The 14,539-nt window shown below is 67.5% G+C and carries 17 protein-coding genes and 1 pseudogene; 11 read left to right on the forward strand and 7 right to left on the reverse strand.

The genetic code is table 11. The features are described from left to right. Positions 1 to 2: 2 nt before the first annotated feature. From ACJH7A_RS03995 to ACJH7A_RS04025, 7 genes and pseudogenes are all read right to left on the reverse strand, one after another. A complete protein-coding gene (locus ACJH7A_RS03995) occupies positions 3 to 530 on the reverse strand; it encodes a lipoprotein LpqH (protein ID WP_406774618.1) in 528 nt (175 codons plus the stop codon). A 120-nt stretch (positions 531 to 650) separates the two neighbouring features. Beyond that, on the reverse strand, positions 651 to 923 hold the full coding sequence (locus tag ACJH7A_RS04000; RefSeq protein WP_406774619.1) for a hypothetical protein: 273 nt from the start codon (positions 921 to 923) through the stop codon (positions 651 to 653). A gap of 164 nt (positions 924 to 1,087) precedes the next feature. Then, positions 1,088 to 1,522, reverse strand: a complete 435-nt coding sequence (locus ACJH7A_RS04005; RefSeq protein WP_406774620.1) for a VOC family protein — start codon at positions 1,520 to 1,522, stop codon at positions 1,088 to 1,090. A 9-nt stretch (positions 1,523 to 1,531) separates the two neighbouring features. Then, the gene (locus ACJH7A_RS04010) at positions 1,532 to 2,518 is read right to left on the reverse strand and encodes an NAD-dependent epimerase/dehydratase family protein (RefSeq protein ID WP_406774621.1); all 987 of its coding nucleotides are present in this window, start codon (positions 2,516 to 2,518) and stop codon (positions 1,532 to 1,534) included. A gap of 207 nt (positions 2,519 to 2,725) precedes the next feature. Continuing rightward, positions 2,726 to 3,088: a zinc ribbon domain-containing protein YjdM gene (locus tag ACJH7A_RS04015; RefSeq protein ID WP_406774622.1), complete on the reverse strand. Its 363-nt coding sequence runs from the start codon at positions 3,086 to 3,088 to the stop codon at positions 2,726 to 2,728. Between the two features lie 48 nt (positions 3,089 to 3,136). Continuing rightward, positions 3,137 to 3,232, reverse strand: a pseudogene (locus ACJH7A_RS04020) (SDR family NAD(P)-dependent oxidoreductase); the annotation flags it as partial. A gap of 11 nt (positions 3,233 to 3,243) precedes the next feature. After that, entirely contained in the window at positions 3,244 to 3,738 is a 495-nt protein-coding gene (locus tag ACJH7A_RS04025; protein WP_406774623.1) for a flavin reductase family protein, read from the reverse strand. A gap of 109 nt (positions 3,739 to 3,847) precedes the next feature. On the opposite strand from ACJH7A_RS04025, the gene ACJH7A_RS04030 reads away from it, so the two are divergent. The 11 genes from ACJH7A_RS04030 to ACJH7A_RS04080 all read left to right on the forward strand — a co-directional run bounded on the left by ACJH7A_RS04030 (position 3,848) and on the right by ACJH7A_RS04080 (position 14,538). Next, the gene (locus ACJH7A_RS04030) at positions 3,848 to 5,029 is read left to right on the forward strand and encodes a zinc-dependent alcohol dehydrogenase (protein ID WP_406774624.1); all 1,182 of its coding nucleotides are present in this window, start codon (positions 3,848 to 3,850) and stop codon (positions 5,027 to 5,029) included. Positions 5,030 to 5,041: 12 nt separating this feature from the next. After that, on the forward strand, positions 5,042 to 6,043 hold the full coding sequence (locus ACJH7A_RS04035) for an AAA family ATPase (RefSeq protein WP_346416186.1): 1,002 nt from the start codon (positions 5,042 to 5,044) through the stop codon (positions 6,041 to 6,043). Between the two features lie 7 nt (positions 6,044 to 6,050). After that, entirely contained in the window at positions 6,051 to 6,917 is an 867-nt protein-coding gene (locus ACJH7A_RS04040) for a DUF58 domain-containing protein (RefSeq protein ID WP_406774625.1), read from the forward strand. After that, a complete protein-coding gene (locus ACJH7A_RS04045; protein ID WP_406774626.1) occupies positions 6,907 to 7,383 on the forward strand; it encodes a hypothetical protein in 477 nt (158 codons plus the stop codon). The genes ACJH7A_RS04040 and ACJH7A_RS04045 overlap by 11 nt, the downstream gene beginning before the upstream one ends. Then, positions 7,374 to 9,137 (forward strand): VWA domain-containing protein, encoded by a 1,764-nt coding sequence (locus tag ACJH7A_RS04050; protein ID WP_406801461.1) that lies wholly within the window; start codon positions 7,374 to 7,376, stop codon positions 9,135 to 9,137. Before ACJH7A_RS04045 ends, ACJH7A_RS04050 begins: the two co-directional genes overlap by 10 nt. Next, the gene (locus tag ACJH7A_RS04055) at positions 9,134 to 9,832 is read left to right on the forward strand and encodes a hypothetical protein (RefSeq protein ID WP_406774628.1); all 699 of its coding nucleotides are present in this window, start codon (positions 9,134 to 9,136) and stop codon (positions 9,830 to 9,832) included. Before ACJH7A_RS04050 ends, ACJH7A_RS04055 begins: the two co-directional genes overlap by 4 nt. 44 nt (positions 9,833 to 9,876) lie before the next feature. Continuing rightward, the gene (locus tag ACJH7A_RS04060; protein ID WP_406774629.1) at positions 9,877 to 10,416 is read left to right on the forward strand and encodes a cysteine hydrolase family protein; all 540 of its coding nucleotides are present in this window, start codon (positions 9,877 to 9,879) and stop codon (positions 10,414 to 10,416) included. Positions 10,417 to 10,491: 75 nt separating this feature from the next. After that, positions 10,492 to 12,366 (forward strand): transketolase, encoded by a 1,875-nt coding sequence (locus ACJH7A_RS04065; protein WP_406774630.1) that lies wholly within the window; start codon positions 10,492 to 10,494, stop codon positions 12,364 to 12,366. A 25-nt stretch (positions 12,367 to 12,391) separates the two neighbouring features. After that, positions 12,392 to 13,006, forward strand: coding sequence for a bifunctional 2-polyprenyl-6-hydroxyphenol methylase/3-demethylubiquinol 3-O-methyltransferase UbiG (locus ACJH7A_RS04070; protein ID WP_212811371.1), 615 nt, complete (start codon positions 12,392 to 12,394; stop codon positions 13,004 to 13,006). Positions 13,007 to 13,016: 10 nt separating this feature from the next. Further along, entirely contained in the window at positions 13,017 to 13,658 is a 642-nt protein-coding gene (locus ACJH7A_RS04075) for an FKBP-type peptidyl-prolyl cis-trans isomerase (RefSeq protein WP_406774631.1), read from the forward strand. A 196-nt stretch (positions 13,659 to 13,854) separates the two neighbouring features. Next, positions 13,855 to 14,538 (forward strand): sensor domain-containing protein, encoded by a 684-nt coding sequence (locus tag ACJH7A_RS04080; RefSeq protein WP_406774632.1) that lies wholly within the window; start codon positions 13,855 to 13,857, stop codon positions 14,536 to 14,538. The last annotated feature ends 1 nt before the right edge of the window (position 14,539 follow it).

Raw genomic sequence — 14,539 nt, forward strand, 5'->3', positions numbered from 1 at the left:
CATCAGCTGCAGGTAACGCGAATCTCGAAGGGCTTGGTCACCATCACGGGCGGTAGCGCTGCCGTCACCCCGGTAGCGCTACCGCTGATGACGTAGGTGTCGCCATCCTTGGACGCCGTGGCCTCACCGCCCGACATGCCCTGCTGATAGCCGAGAATGACGCCGTTGACGTTCCCCAGGATCACCGAGTGCACCGTGGCGGCGTCCGGTGTCAGCACCACCGCCACTCCCGAGGCCTTCTGACCGATGGCGATGTTGAAGTTTCCGACGGCGTTGGTACAGACCACATTGCCCGTGATGTTCTGACGCACCCCGTCGACGGTCACCTCGGCCTGGCCGGGCGGCGGATTGCCGGTCGGCGGTTGGGTGGGCGAGGCCGTCGTTGACGATGCCGGCGATGACGTGGACTTGGTGGTGGTGGTGCTGCTGCTCGAGCTCGTCGTCTCCGACGGCGGTTTCTCGCCACTGCAGCCGGCGATCCCCACGACAACCGCCACGCTGACCGCACCGATCGCAACCTGTCGCCTCATGACACCCCTCTTGTTGTCGTCGCCAATCCCGATTCACCACATCTACGCCGTTGAACCGGTCGCCGCATTTCTTTTCTGAGATGCGACGACCGGCTCGTTCCGGTGGCTACGGCAACCTGCCTACATCGGCATGAAATTGCCGAACCACCAGAAGCCCCAACGCTCGATGGCCGGGCTCCACACCACGGACGCGCCCGGAGCCCACCATGGCGGGTTCGGTTGGACCGGCGCCCAGGGCGGCGGAATCGCCGGGGGCACGTTCGGTTCGGCGCTCGCGACGCCGCTGCCCAGGGTGCTCGGCGATACTGTGGAGATTCCGCCGGCCACGCCGAACAAGCCGGCCGCCAGACTGCCGGCGACGGTGGCTGCTGCTGCCAGTTGTTTGATGGTCATTGTCTCGTCCTTGCCTCGACTGCATGGCCTCATGCGTCAAGGTCCGCGACGGATGCGACATCGCATTCCTACCTGGCGAGCGTGCCCGACCCCCGAACGAGCGGACCTGGCGCCGTAGGCAATTGGTGAATACCCCACGGCGCCAGCGGTAAACGGGCCTGCGGTCAGTCGAGGCAGAACTCGTTGCCCTCCACGTCCTGCATGACGATGCACGACTCGTTGATGTCGTCGGCGGGAAGCAATCGCACGCGGACCGCACCGAGCGAGACCAGCCGTTCGCACTCCGCCTCGAGCGCCGCCAGTCGTTCGTCCCCGGCCAGACCGGTGGCCACGCGCACGTCCAGATGCACGCGGTTCTTCACCGTCTTGCCTTCGGGAACGCGCTGGAAGAACAGGCGCGGGCCGACGCCTTCAGGATCGACGCACGCGAACTTCGAACCTCGATGTTCGGGTGGCAGTGCACGGTCGAAGTCGTCCCACGATGCGAATCCCGGCGGTGGCGGCGGTACGACGTATCCCAGCACGTTGCACCAGAACCGCGCCACCCGCTCGGGTACCGCGCAGTCGAAGGTGACCTGAAACTTCTTGACATCAGCCATCATTCGCCCTCAGTGGTTCAGCTTACGAAGGCCGGCGACGGTGTCGGCCAAGGTGATGCGCGGATCGCGGTAGGTGACACCGAGTTCGCGCTCGCTCGGGGTGTCGTCCGAGTCGGGCATCTGGGTGTAGTACTGCATCGCGGCCTCGGTGAACGGCGTCTGGAACGGCAACAATGGTCCCAGCCGATCAAGTACCTGGCCGGCCAGCCGCAGCACCGTGTCGGGAACCGGAACGGAGAACATGGTCTTGTCGCCGACTTCGCTCAACAGCCGAGCCAGCTCGTCCACCGGGATCCGATGGCCGCCGGCCATGTAGCGGCGGGGTCCCTTGCCCGGCTTCAGCAACGCCGCGTGGAGCTCGGCCAGATCCCGACCGTCGACCACCGTCCAGGCAGCGCTGCGGCCGGGAATCGCGCCGAGTTGAAGTGCCTGCGCCACGCCTTCGCCGGCCTCGCCGAACTGGTTGCCGACCGGCGGACCCATGACCATGCCGGGATAGGTGATGTTCACCGGCGCCCCGGCGTCCTGCATGCCGCGGGCGTAGATCTCGACCTGGGCTTTGGAACGTCCGTAGCCGTCGGTGCCGCCGAACACCGGAAGGTCGGCCTCGAGCTTGTCCACGTCGGGATTGAACAGCGCGGTGATGCTCGAGACGTGGATGATCGGATCGAGGCCCAGCTCCACAGCGCCGCCCAGTACGTTGCGCGCACCGTCCATGTTGGTACTCAGCATCTGCGCCGCCTGGTTCGGATCGGTGGCGACCAGCGCCGCGGCGTGCAGCACGGCGTCGCACCCGTCCAGCGCGCGCAGCACCGAGTCGCGATCGGTGATGTCGCCGACCACGTGGTCAGAGACGTCGACGCCCAATTGGGCCACGCTGGTCTGCAACCGAGCCGCGTTGCGCACCAGGAACCGGACCGAATGCCCCTTGTCCGCAATGGCTTTCGCACTCCAACCACCGACGAATCCGGTCCCGCCCGTGACCAGCACCCGCATGACGCCTACCCCCTCCGAAGTGAACTGCCGCTGCCCAGACGCTAGTACCTGCCATCACGCCGCAGGGCGGATCCGCGCGATGTGGACATCACTCGGACAACACGCCCGATTCCAATCGCGCGACCCCCTACGCGCGCATCTCGACGTGAGGCAACAGGCCGACAAGTGCCGCGGCGTTCGGCTATCCCTGGACACAGCGCAGTAGCATCAGGACGACTTCTTGACCACGCTCGACTTGAGCTGCAGACGCCCGAAACCGGGCACGTTTGCGTCGATGTCGTGGTCGCCGACGCCGTCGGTGATGAGCGTGATGCCGCGGACCTTGGTGCCCACCTTGATCGCACCGCCACCGCCGCCCGACACCTTGACGCTTTTCACGAGCGTGACGCTGTCGCCGTCGGCCAGCACGTTGCCCACAGCGTCCCTCACCACTCGCCCGGCATCGGCGTCGCCGGCATCACCGTCAGCCCACTCGTGGCCGCACATGGGACATGCGTACAACGCACCGGATTCGTAGGTGTACTCGCTCGTACACTCTGGGCACGGGGGCGTCGCGGCTGTCTCTGTCATGCGATGAGTATGGCAACACCGTCAGCGCCGCGGCGATGCCGTGGAGCACGCCGCGCCCCGTTCGGCGAGCAGCCGGGCAGTTGCTTCGCCGATGCCACTGCTGGCGCCCGTGATGGCGACGACTTTGCCTGCGATACCGGTCATCTCAGCCCTGTCTACGCGCCGTGCCCCGGGCTGAGATCCTTCACATCGTCGAAGAACACCGGCTTGCCCCCGGTGCCGGAATCACCGCCCGCGACAGGTGCCAGCAGATGACCCACGTGGTCGCCCATGTCGAATCTCGCGATGATCTCGCCGACGAACCAGGCCAGCGCGGAATCGAGGACCGCAGAGCCTTCCGGCCCGACATGCCAGGCGCAGCGCTCGAATTTGTCGACGGCATCGCCCGTCTCACCGCCGAACAGCTCGGCCAGCTTCAACTCGTCGCGCGGCAGCAGGTGCACCGCAAGGTGAGTGGCCGTCCGCGCGATCGAGGTCGTGTGATTCGCCGTGGACAGCCCGACGAGGAACCTCGGCGGGTCGATGCTGGCCTGCGTGGCGAAGCCCACCAGGCATCCGGCGGTCTGACCGCCGGCCTGCACCGTGACCACGAACATCGGGTAGTCGAGCAGGTCGACGAAATCATCAAATGCGGTCTCTGGTTTCATCACCGGTCCTGGCCTCGGGTTTTGGGATACCTGAGTTGGGGTAGCCACTGCTCATTCTTGCAAACCGTCAACGGGTGCCGTCGATGGTCGATACCGGAGATGGGAGTCCTGCGTGAAGGCAGTTACCTGGCATGGCCGACGAGACGTCCGAGTCGACACCGTGCCCGACCCCGAGATCGAAGCGCCAACCGACGCCATCATCGAAGTCACCTCGACCAACATCTGCGGATCGGATCTGCACCTGTACGAGGTGCTCGGGGCGTTCATGCACGAGGGCGACATCCTCGGGCACGAACCCATGGGCATCGTTCGCGAGGTCGGCAGCGACGTCGACGGGTTGTCCGTCGGTGACCGGGTCGTCGTGCCGTTCCAGATTTCCTGCGGGCACTGCTACATGTGCGGCCAGCAGCTCTACACCCAGTGCGAGACCACGCAGGTTCGCGACCACGGCAAAGGTGCCGCGCTGTTCGGCTATTCGGAACTGTACGGGCAGATACCGGGCGGCCAAGCCGAATACCTCCGCGTGCCGCAGGCCCAGTTCACCCACATCAAAGTGCCTGAGGGACCGCCGGATTCGCGATTCGTCTACCTGTCGGACGTGCTGCCCACGGCGTGGCAGGCTGTCGCCTACGCCGACATTCCCGACGGCGGGAGCGTCACGGTGCTCGGGCTGGGGCCGATCGGCGACATGTGTGCGCGCATCGCCCAGCATCTCGGCTATCGGGTGATCGCCGTCGACCGGGTTCCGGAACGGTTGGCGCGGGCATCGGTGCACGGTATCCACACCGTCGACCTCGACACCGTCGACGGCAGCATCGGCGACACCATCCGGGCGCTGACCGACGGCCGCGGCACCGACTCGGTGATCGATGCGGTAGGCATGGAGGCCCACGGATCGCCTGTGGCCCAGGCACTTCAGCGCATGACGGCGACGCTGCCCGACATGGTGGCCAAGCCGATGATGCAGAACTTCGGGGTCGATCGACTTCATGCGCTCTACTCGGCCATCGACATCGTCCGCCGCGGCGGGACCATCTCGTTGATCGGCGTGTACGGCGGCATGTCGGACCCGCTACCGATGATGACGCTGTTCGACAAGCAGATTCAGCTGCGCATGGGCCAGGCCAACGTCAAGAGATGGGTCGACGACATCCTGCCGCTGCTCGGCGACGACGATCCGCTGGGCGTCGACACCTTCGCCAGTCACGTTCTGCCCCTTGATGATGCACCACATGCCTACGACATCTTCCAGAAGAAAACGGACGGTGCCGTGAAGGTGATGCTCAAGCCGTGAGCGGAAGGACCGATGACACTACCCCGAATGCAACCCGACCCGGGCGCCATCGCCGAGGCCAGAGACATCGTCGGCGCCGTGGCGTCGGCGTTCTCCCATCAGGTCGTGGGCCAGGAGCACCTGCGTGAGACGATGCTCGTCGCGCTGCTCGGTGGCGGCCACCTGCTGATCGAGAGCGTTCCCGGTCTTGCCAAGACCACCGCGGCGCGCGTCCTTGCCGCGTCTGTCGGTGGCAGCTTCCGCCGCATCCAGTGCACGCCGGACCTGTTGCCCAGCGACATCATCGGCACGCAGATCTTCGAGGCCGACACCAACACGTTCACCACCCAACTGGGCCCGGTGCACGCCAACATCGTGTTGCTCGACGAGGTCAACCGCTCGAGCGCCAAGACACAGAGCGCCATGCTCGAAGCGATGGAGGAACGTCAGACCACGATCGCCGGCGTCGAATACCCGATACCCGAGCCGTTTCTCGTCATCGCCACCCAGAACCCCGTCGACCAGGAAGGCACCTATCCCCTGTCGGAGGCCCAGACCGACCGCTTCATGCTCAAAGAGCTCGTGCACTATCCGTCGATCACGGACGAGATCGAGATCATCGACCGCATGGACGCCGGGCGGTACGACCGCGCCCGTCATCCGGCCCCCGTGGTCTCGCTCGACGACGTTCGGCGGGTGCAGGAGATCGTCCGCTCGGTCCACCTCGACCGCGCGCTCGTCGCGTACGCGAGCCGACTGGTCGACGTCACGCGCAGCCCCGCCCAACACCTACCGTCGCACCTCGCCCGACTCGTCGAATACGGCGCGAGCCCCCGCGCAACCATCGCCTTCTGCCGCGCCGCACGCGCGCTCGCCGTCATCCACGACCGCGGACACGTTGTGCCCGAGGATATTTCGATGCTCGCACACCGCGTGCTGCGGCATCGGCTGATCCTCGGCTTCGAGGCCGCGAGCGCTCGGATCACGCCTGACGCAGTGGTCGACGCGGTACTGCAGACGGTCCCGGTGCCGTGAGGCCGACATGGGGAAACACCTCGACGCCGCGAAAATCCACATCGGCCGTGACCCCGGCAGCCTCCTGGAAGGCGGCCGCTACGCGCTGATCCACACCCGGAGCCTCGAGTTCGACGAACTACGCCCCTACGTCCCGGGCGACGACGTCCGGGACATCGATTGGAAGGCGAGTTCCCGGTCCGGCCACACCCTCGTCAAGCAATTCGTGTCCGAGAAGCACCACAAGATCGTGGTGGTCGCCGACGCCGGCCGAAACGTGTCGGCGCTCGCGCCGTCGGGAGAGCTCAAGAAGGACATCATCATGCACGTCATCGGCGCGATCGGACTCATGACGCTGCGCCGCTCCGACGAGATAGGCCTGGTGGCGGGAGACCGCCGTGGTTGTATCGACACCCGCCTGCGGCGTGGCGAGACGCATATCGAGCGCATGCTGCACCACTACCTGCAGCTCGCCGGCGAATCCCCCGCCCGCAGCGATCTGCTGGTCCAACTGCAATGGCTGGCCACGCATTACCGCCACCGGCTCCTGGTCTTCATCGTGTCCGACGAACCCGAGATCAGTGACGCGTTGCAGAACGTGCTGCGCTCACTGACCGCCCGGCACGACGTCCTGTGGGCGCTGGTGACCGACATGCCACCGGTGGGACCCGGAACCGGCCGCAGCTACGACGCCGCCGATGGACAGTTCCTGCTACCGCCGTCCGCACTCGACCGCGCCGTCACCGAAGCCTACCGGCGATCGGAAGACGAACGGCGCCAGAAGCTTTCGGAGTTCCTGACCCTGTCCGGCGTACCGCATGCGCGAATCGGCGCGAGCACCCAGATCAAACCCGCCCTGACGGCGATGACGGGGGTCTACGCACGTGCCAGATGACGATCTGCTGCGCTACGTGGTCGGCCCCGAGCCCTATTCCGGGTTGTGGCCGTGGCTTTCGGCCGCGCTGATCGTCTGTGTAATCGCCTGGTATGCCTGGCTTTTCACGGCGACGTCAGCGTCCCGCCGGATCGGCGACGTGCGGTTGATCCGAGTCGTGCGGGACGAGATGATCAAGCTGCGCGCGGTCCGGGACATTCGCGGCATCGCCAGGCGCCATCGATCGGGCGACCTCTCGGCGCCGGCTGCCGGGGCGGCACTGAGCCGAGAAGTCCGCCGGTTCCTGCACGCCGCGACCGGGCTCCGCGTGCAGTACATGCACGTCGGCGCCATCGCAGCCGGCCCGGCCGGCGCCGCCGCACCGCTGCTGTCCGAACTCGTCGACGTGCAATTCAATCCGCGATCGGACGTCGATGTCGACGATGCCTGCGCGACTGCCGAAGGGCTGGTCAGGCGATGGAGCTGACCTGGCGGATTGCGGCGATCATCGGGTGCGTCGCGCTGGCGGCGTGCGTGGCGGTGGCCGTGCTCTGGCCACACCGCCAGCGTCCCGGCGATCTCAGACCGCTCGCCAACACCGGCCGCCTGACGCGGCTGCCCGAATACCGCCGGGCACAACGCCGGAACACGATCTCGGTGTGGTCCGCCGTCGTGCTCCTCGTGGTGGGTTTCGGTGCCGCCGTCGTGGCCACGGCACGACCCACGGGTCTGCCCACGCTCGATCGCCGGTCCGAAGCCGCTGCGCCGCAGGACATCATGATCTGCGTCGGCGCCCCGGTCTCCGATTCCCCGGTCAACGCGACGCTGCAGTTCTTCGCCGATGCGGCCCGGGAATACCGCACCGAGCGGATCGGGCTGACGTCTGCCAATCGCCGTGTCGTCCCGTTGACCCGGGACTATCAGTACGTGGCCGCGGAGTTCACCGCCTATGGTCGGCAGATCAAGCGCAGCGACGCCAGACCGTTCGTCGCGCCCGTCCGCTACACCGGCTACACCCCGAACATCGAAGACCTCCTCGCGCTGTGCATGACCGGGTTCCCGCCGGCCGCAAAGGGCACTGCGACGCGCAGGTCACTCATCTACGTCGGGCCAGACGCTTCGAGCGGAGAGGCCGGCCGGCTGTTCGACGGCGCCGCGCTTCGAGACCTGGCTGCCACCAGCAAGATCCAGGTGAACGCACTCATCGTCGGCGCCGATGGGGGCACCGTTTCCGGCCTCGTGCACGACACCGGCGGCAGGTCGCACCCTGCCACTGATATCGGTGCGTCGTTGCGCGACATCACCCGCCATCCGCCCCCGGCCGATCGGACGAACGTCGCCGCCACACCGACAGAGACTCCGGACATCGCACTCGTGGTCGCCCTGCTCGCCGCCTGCGGTGCCGCATGGTGGCGACGGCGAAGCACCGAACACACCGGTTGGCGGACGTGGCGCTGGGCCGGATTCGGCCTGACCGTGGTGCTGTTGATCGGCGCCGGCACGCGCCCGGCGATCGGGGCGACACCCCCGCCGCCCCAGACCGCAGGCGCGCTCGAGCCGAATGTCTTCCTGGTCGTCGACCGCTCGGCGGACATGGCGGCACCGGGACCCGACGGCCGCTCACGCGCGGCCGAGGCGAGTGCCGACATCGCGCAACTGATCGACCGCTATCCGACCGCGCGGTTCGCCGTCGTCGGATTCGCGTCCGGCCCAGCAGTGGAATGGCCGCTCTCGGCCGACGCGTGGAGTCTGAAGCCGGTCGCGACGGCTCCCATCACCTACCCCACGCCGGAACCGGCGCATACCGACGCCGGCGCGGCAAGTACGGTGCTGCGCTACCAGCTGCTCAGCGCAGCCCAGCAATACCCTGACGCCAAGAGCCTCGTGTATTACCTCGGCGCGGGGACACCGGAATCCGCCACTCCGCAAAGGGAATTCGATCTACCGGAAGGCGTGGTCGCGGGCGGGGCGGTGATCGGTTACGGCGACGACGCGGTCCCCTCGCTACGGGCCGTTGCCGAGCAGATCGGGGTGCCGTACGTGCCGCGGCCCGCGGCTGGGCTGCCGCCCGAGGCGCTCACCGACGTCGCCCGCCCCGTCCAATCGCCCGTCGGCTCGGGTCACAGTGGAACGGAACTCTATTGGGCGCTCTCAGGGCTGGCCGCCGTGCTGCTTCTCATCGAACTGTTCCTGACGTTGCGAGAAGCGGCCCGCACCCGACTGGACCGGGTACGACTGTGAACACCGACCGACGAAAGCTGCGTCGCCGACTGCTCCTGGGCTCGGCGCCCGTCGTCGCCGCGGTGCTGATCCTCGCCGCGAAGCTGGCATCTGTCGCCGTGGTCGGCGACTCGGCGGTCACCGACTACGCGAATCGGGACACCGCCGCGCTGTCCGACGACGTCGCAATCCTGCGGCAGTTCAACGTGATCGAACCGAACCGGACGTCGTACGCCGGCGGAAGCCTCGCGGTACTGCAGCACCGGCTCGGCGATGCCGACCGCGAATTCGGCCGCGCCCTGGCGCAGACCCCGGCCGACCGGTCGTGCCCGGTCCGGGTCAACCTCGAGCTGATCCGCGAAACCCTCGGCGATCAAGCCGCCGCAGCGGGCGACCGCGACGCGGCCGTCCGGCAGTACACCGCCGCCAGGGATGTGGTCACGCACGCGCCCGCCGACTGTTTCGCGGGCAACGCCGACCCCGATGCGCAGCGGCGCCGGATCCGCGCAGAGGCCCTGCCCCGGCTGGACGCCAAGCTCGCCGAGGCCGGCCCGCCGCCGGCCGCGCCGCCCCCACCCCCTCCGGCAGCACCGCCCCCGGCGCCGCCGCCCGCGGCCGGGGATGCCACGTCGACCCTTCCGCCACCGCTGCCCCCGCCGGACGGCGCCGACCCGATGCAAGGGCTGCAACAGATCCTGCGCGACGCGGCACGGTGACATCGGCAGGTGTGCCCGCGGTGACGTCTGGGTATGCACCATCGATGAGTGACACCGCTCTGTTGATCATCGACATGTTCAACGACTACCGGCACGAAGACGGTGAGGAACTTGCGGCCAATGTCGCCGAGATTCTCGATCCGTTGCACCGGCTGCTGACGGCGGCCCGATCACACCATGGTGTGGACGTCCTGTACGTCAACGACAACCATGAAGATTTCAGCGTCGGCGGCGAAGGCATCGTCGACGTCGCGTTGTCCGGGAGCCACCCCGAGCTCGTCAAGCCGCTGGTCCCGACACAGGGCAGCACCTTCCTGACCAAGGTGCGGCACAGCGTCTTCTACGCCACCGCCCTCGACTACCTGCTGCGGCAGCGTGGCGTCACCAGGCTGATCCTGACGGGTCAGGTCACCGAACAGTGCATTCTCTACAGCGCCCTCGACGGATACCTGCGGCACTACGACGTCATCGTCCCACCCGACGCGGTCGCGCACATCGACCCGCAACTCGGTGACGCGGCGCTGAAGATGATGCGGCGCAACATGGGCGCCGAGATCACCGAATCCACGCGGTGTCTGCCCTGACGCGTCGAGCGCGCGTGTACCGACCGTGACACCGGGTATGCGCCCTGTGTGAACACGACACCACCGATAACCCCCATGGACACCGTGGCCGAAGTTGCGGCGCGTCTGCGCGTGGATTCGATCCGGTCCAGCACCAGTGCCGGATCCGGTCACCCCACGTCGAGCATGTCAGCCGCGGATCTCGTCGCCGTGCTGATCACCCGTCACCTGCGCTATGACTGGCGCGATCCGGCCGCCGTCACCAACGACCATCTCATCTTCTCGAAGGGCCACGCGTCACCGCTGTTGTATTCGGCCTTCGCGGCCGTCGGCGCGATCACCGACGAAGAACTGGTCGACGGCTACCGCAGGTTCGGGCAGCGCCTGCAAGGTCACCCCACACCGGTACTGCCGTGGGTGGACGTCGCGACAGGCTCGCTCGGCCAGGGACTGCCCGACGGCGTCGGACTCGCGCTGGCCGGGAAGTACCTCGACGGCCTTCCGTACCGGGTGTGGGTGCTGTGCGGTGACAGCGAGATGGCCGAAGGCTCCATGTGGGAAGCGCTCGACAAGGCGTCCTACTACAAGCTGGACAACCTGGTCGCCCTCATTGATGTGAACAGGCTGGGACAGCGGGGCCCGACAGACCTCGGCTGGAACGTCGCGGCCTACGAGCGGCGCTGTCAGGCTTTCGGCGCCCGGACGGTCGTCATCGACGGCCACGACCTCAACGCGATCGATGAAGCCATGGCCGGCGTCGAGACTGCGGAAGCAGTGGACCGCCCGACGGTGATCATCGCCAAAACCATCAAGGGCAAAGGGTTCTCGGAGGTGGAGGACAGCCCGGACTGGCACGGCAAACCGTTGCCCGACGACATGGCCGAACGGGCCATTGCCGAACTCGGTGGCCGGCGCCGATTGATCGTGCGCAGCCTCGAGCCACCGACGCCCGCTCCGGCAGAGGAATGGCGGGCGGCCGAGCCCGTCGACCTCCCCACCTACGAACTCGGTGCGGACATCGCCACGCGAAAGGCCTACGGTGACGCGCTGGTGTCGGTCGGCAGTCGCAACCGGCACGTGGTCGCACTCGACGGTGAGGTCGGAAATTCCACCCACGCAGGCGAATTCGCGCGGGCATTCCCCGACCGCTACTTCGAGATGTTCATCGCCGAACAGCAGCTCGTGGCCGCGGCGACGGGCCTGAGTGTCCGCGGATACATTCCGTTCGCCTCCACGTTCGCCGCGTTCCTGACGCGCGCCTACGACTTCATCCGTATGGGCGCGATCTCGAACGCGAATGTGAAACTTGTCGGCTCCCATGCCGGCGTCGAAATCGGCGCGGACGGCCCATCGCAGATGGCACTCGAGGACGTGGCGATGATGCGCGCCGTCCACGATGCCGTCGTGCTGTACCCGAGTGACGCCACCAGCACCGTGGCACTCCTGCAATCGATGGCCGAGACACCGGGAATCTGTTACCTGCGCACCACGCGCGGCGCCTACCCGGTGCTGTACGACGCCACCGAGGAGTTTCCGGTGGGCGGCGCCAAGCTCCTGCGCGTATCCGATCACGATGACGTCACCTTGATCGGTGCCGGTGTGACGGTGCACGAATGCCTCAGCGCCGCAAACGAACTCGCCGGGAAGGGCATCACCGCGCGGGTCATCGACTGTTACTCGATCAAACCGCTCGACGCCGCCACCGTCGCCGCAGCCGTCGCCGCCACCGGTGGCCGCGTCGTCGTCGCCGAGGACCACCACCCCGAGGGCGGTCTCGCGTCGGCGGTTCTCGATGCGCTCGTCGCTCACGATCTTGCCGACATCCGCCTCGCGCATCTGGCAGTCCGCGGCATGCCCGGTTCCGGCACGACACGCGAGCTGCTCGCCTGGGCGGGCATCGACGCGGACCGCATCCGGGAAGCCGCGACGACGTTGATCGCCAAGAGCGTTGTCGACAGCACGCCGCGCTGAAGTTCGGGCTTGCGACAATGGACGCATGGTCGAGCAGAGCCTGTGGATGCAGAAAGTCGAAGCCGATCCCGGCCACTCGCAGTGGTACATCGAACGGTTCCGGGCGCTCGCCCGCGCCGGTGAGGATCTCGTCGGTGAAGCCCGCCTGATCGACGCGATGGCTGCCCGCGGCTCGCGAATCCTCGACGCCGGCTGCGGCCCCGGCCGCATCGGCGGCTACCTTGCCGCGGCCGGGCACGAGGTGGTCGGGGTGGACGTCGACCCCGCTCTCATCGCGGCCGCCGAAGAGGATCACCCCGGACCGCGCTGGCTGGTGGGCGACCTCGCCGAACTCGACCTGCCGGCCCGCGGCATTCCGGAGCCGTTCGACCTGATCGTGTCGGCCGGCAACGTGATGACGTTCGTCGCCCCGAGCACCCGCGTGCAGGTGCTCTCCCGGCTCCGCGCCCACCTCGCCGACAACGGCCGTGTGGTCATCGGGTTCGGCGCCGGCCGCGATTACGAATTCAATCAGTTCTTCCAGGACGCCAGCCGAGCCGGCCTCACCCCGGATCTGTTGCTCTCCACCTGGGATCTGCGGGTGTTCACCGACAAATCCGACTTCCTGGTCGCAGTCCTCATCCCGATCCCGCCCGGGTAGCGTGACACCGGTGAACCTCTCTCGCGTGTCCTCCTCCGTTGCCCTGACCGCCTGCGCCGCCTCCCTCACCGTAGCCCTCACCGCATGTGGCTCGGACGAGAAGCCACCGGCGGCGACCACGACGCAGGCGCCGTTGGTGACCACGACCCCGAGCGCGGCGACCGCCCTCGACAACTCCTCGACCGCCGCGGCCCGCACCTGCCCGACGGCAGAAGGACAGGCCGGCTCGCCCGAGTGGACGCTGAGCGGCGCCACCGGCAGCGTTGCCGTCACCGGATCCACGGACACCGCGGCTCCGGTCGTCAGCGTCAAGGGCCCGTTCAGCGTGAACCAGACCCAGGTGCAGACGCTCAAGGCCGGCACCGGACCCGTCGTCCCCGACACCGCGACGGTCTCGGTCTGCTACGCGGGCTTCAACGGGCGTGACGGATCGAAGTTCGACAGCGCCTATGACCGCGGCGCCCCGGCCACCTTCTCCCTCCTGCGCGTCGTGCCCGGTTTCCAGAAGGCCATCGCGGGACAGAAGGTCGGCTCCACCGTCGCCGTCGCGATGACGTCGGCCGACGGCTACCCCGACGGCCAGCCGAGCGCGGGCATCGAGAAGGGTGACTCGCTGGTCTTCGCGATCAAGATCCTCGACGTGTCGAACTGACCGTCATGCTGCGGCGGTGCGGCGAACCTGTTATCAAGAACTTGGTTCATCGTTACCGCGAAACACCGTCGAGCAAAGGTGGCCCCGACCTCAACTGACGCCACAATAGAAGTGTTGGAGTGCCGCGCTGGGGAGGACAGCGCAGCACGACAGCGCAGCATGTCAGTAGGTCGCCGCTGCCGCGACGGGAGGATATATGCGCAGCTCTGCCGGCACCGTCACCGTCGTCATGGTCGCGGTTCTGACCGCCGGATGTGGTAGCACCGCCGGTACCCCCGTGCCGGTGACCACGCCGCCGATGGTGGCCCGGCCCCTCGTCGAACGCGAACTGGACGGTCTGCTGCTCAACCCCGACCAGGTCAACGCGACCATGGGGTCGGCCGCCATGACGGTGCTCAGCGCTCAGTCCACGATGTCGGACAACAGCGCCACGATGGCACCGCCGGAGTGCCTCGTCATCGACGGCGCCGCGGAAGCCGCGGTGTACGCGGGCAGCGGCTTCTGGGCCGAGCGCGAGCAGAGCATGAACGACGGGGACAAGTTCACCCACTACCTCAAGCAGGCTGTCGTCCTGTTTCCGACGCAGGACAAGGCGCAGGAGTTCTTCAACACGCAAGCGCAGCTATGGCCGGCGTGCAAGCAGTACACGCACACGCAGAGTCAGTCGCAGTGGTCGGTCGGGCCGATCACCAACGCGCACGACACCCTCAGCGTCGTCGCGACAGAACAAGACGCGGCCGCACCCGGATGGGCATGCGGCCGCGCCTTGGCACACAAGAACAACGTCATCATCGACATCAACACGTGCAGTCCCAATCCGGCGGACACGGCGGTCCAGATCGCCACCCAGATCGGCACCAACGTCGCGGCACGATGGTGAC

Source organism: Mycobacterium sp. SMC-17 (assembly GCF_045310915.1).
Taxonomy (GTDB): Bacteria; Actinomycetota; Actinomycetes; order Mycobacteriales; family Mycobacteriaceae; genus Mycobacterium.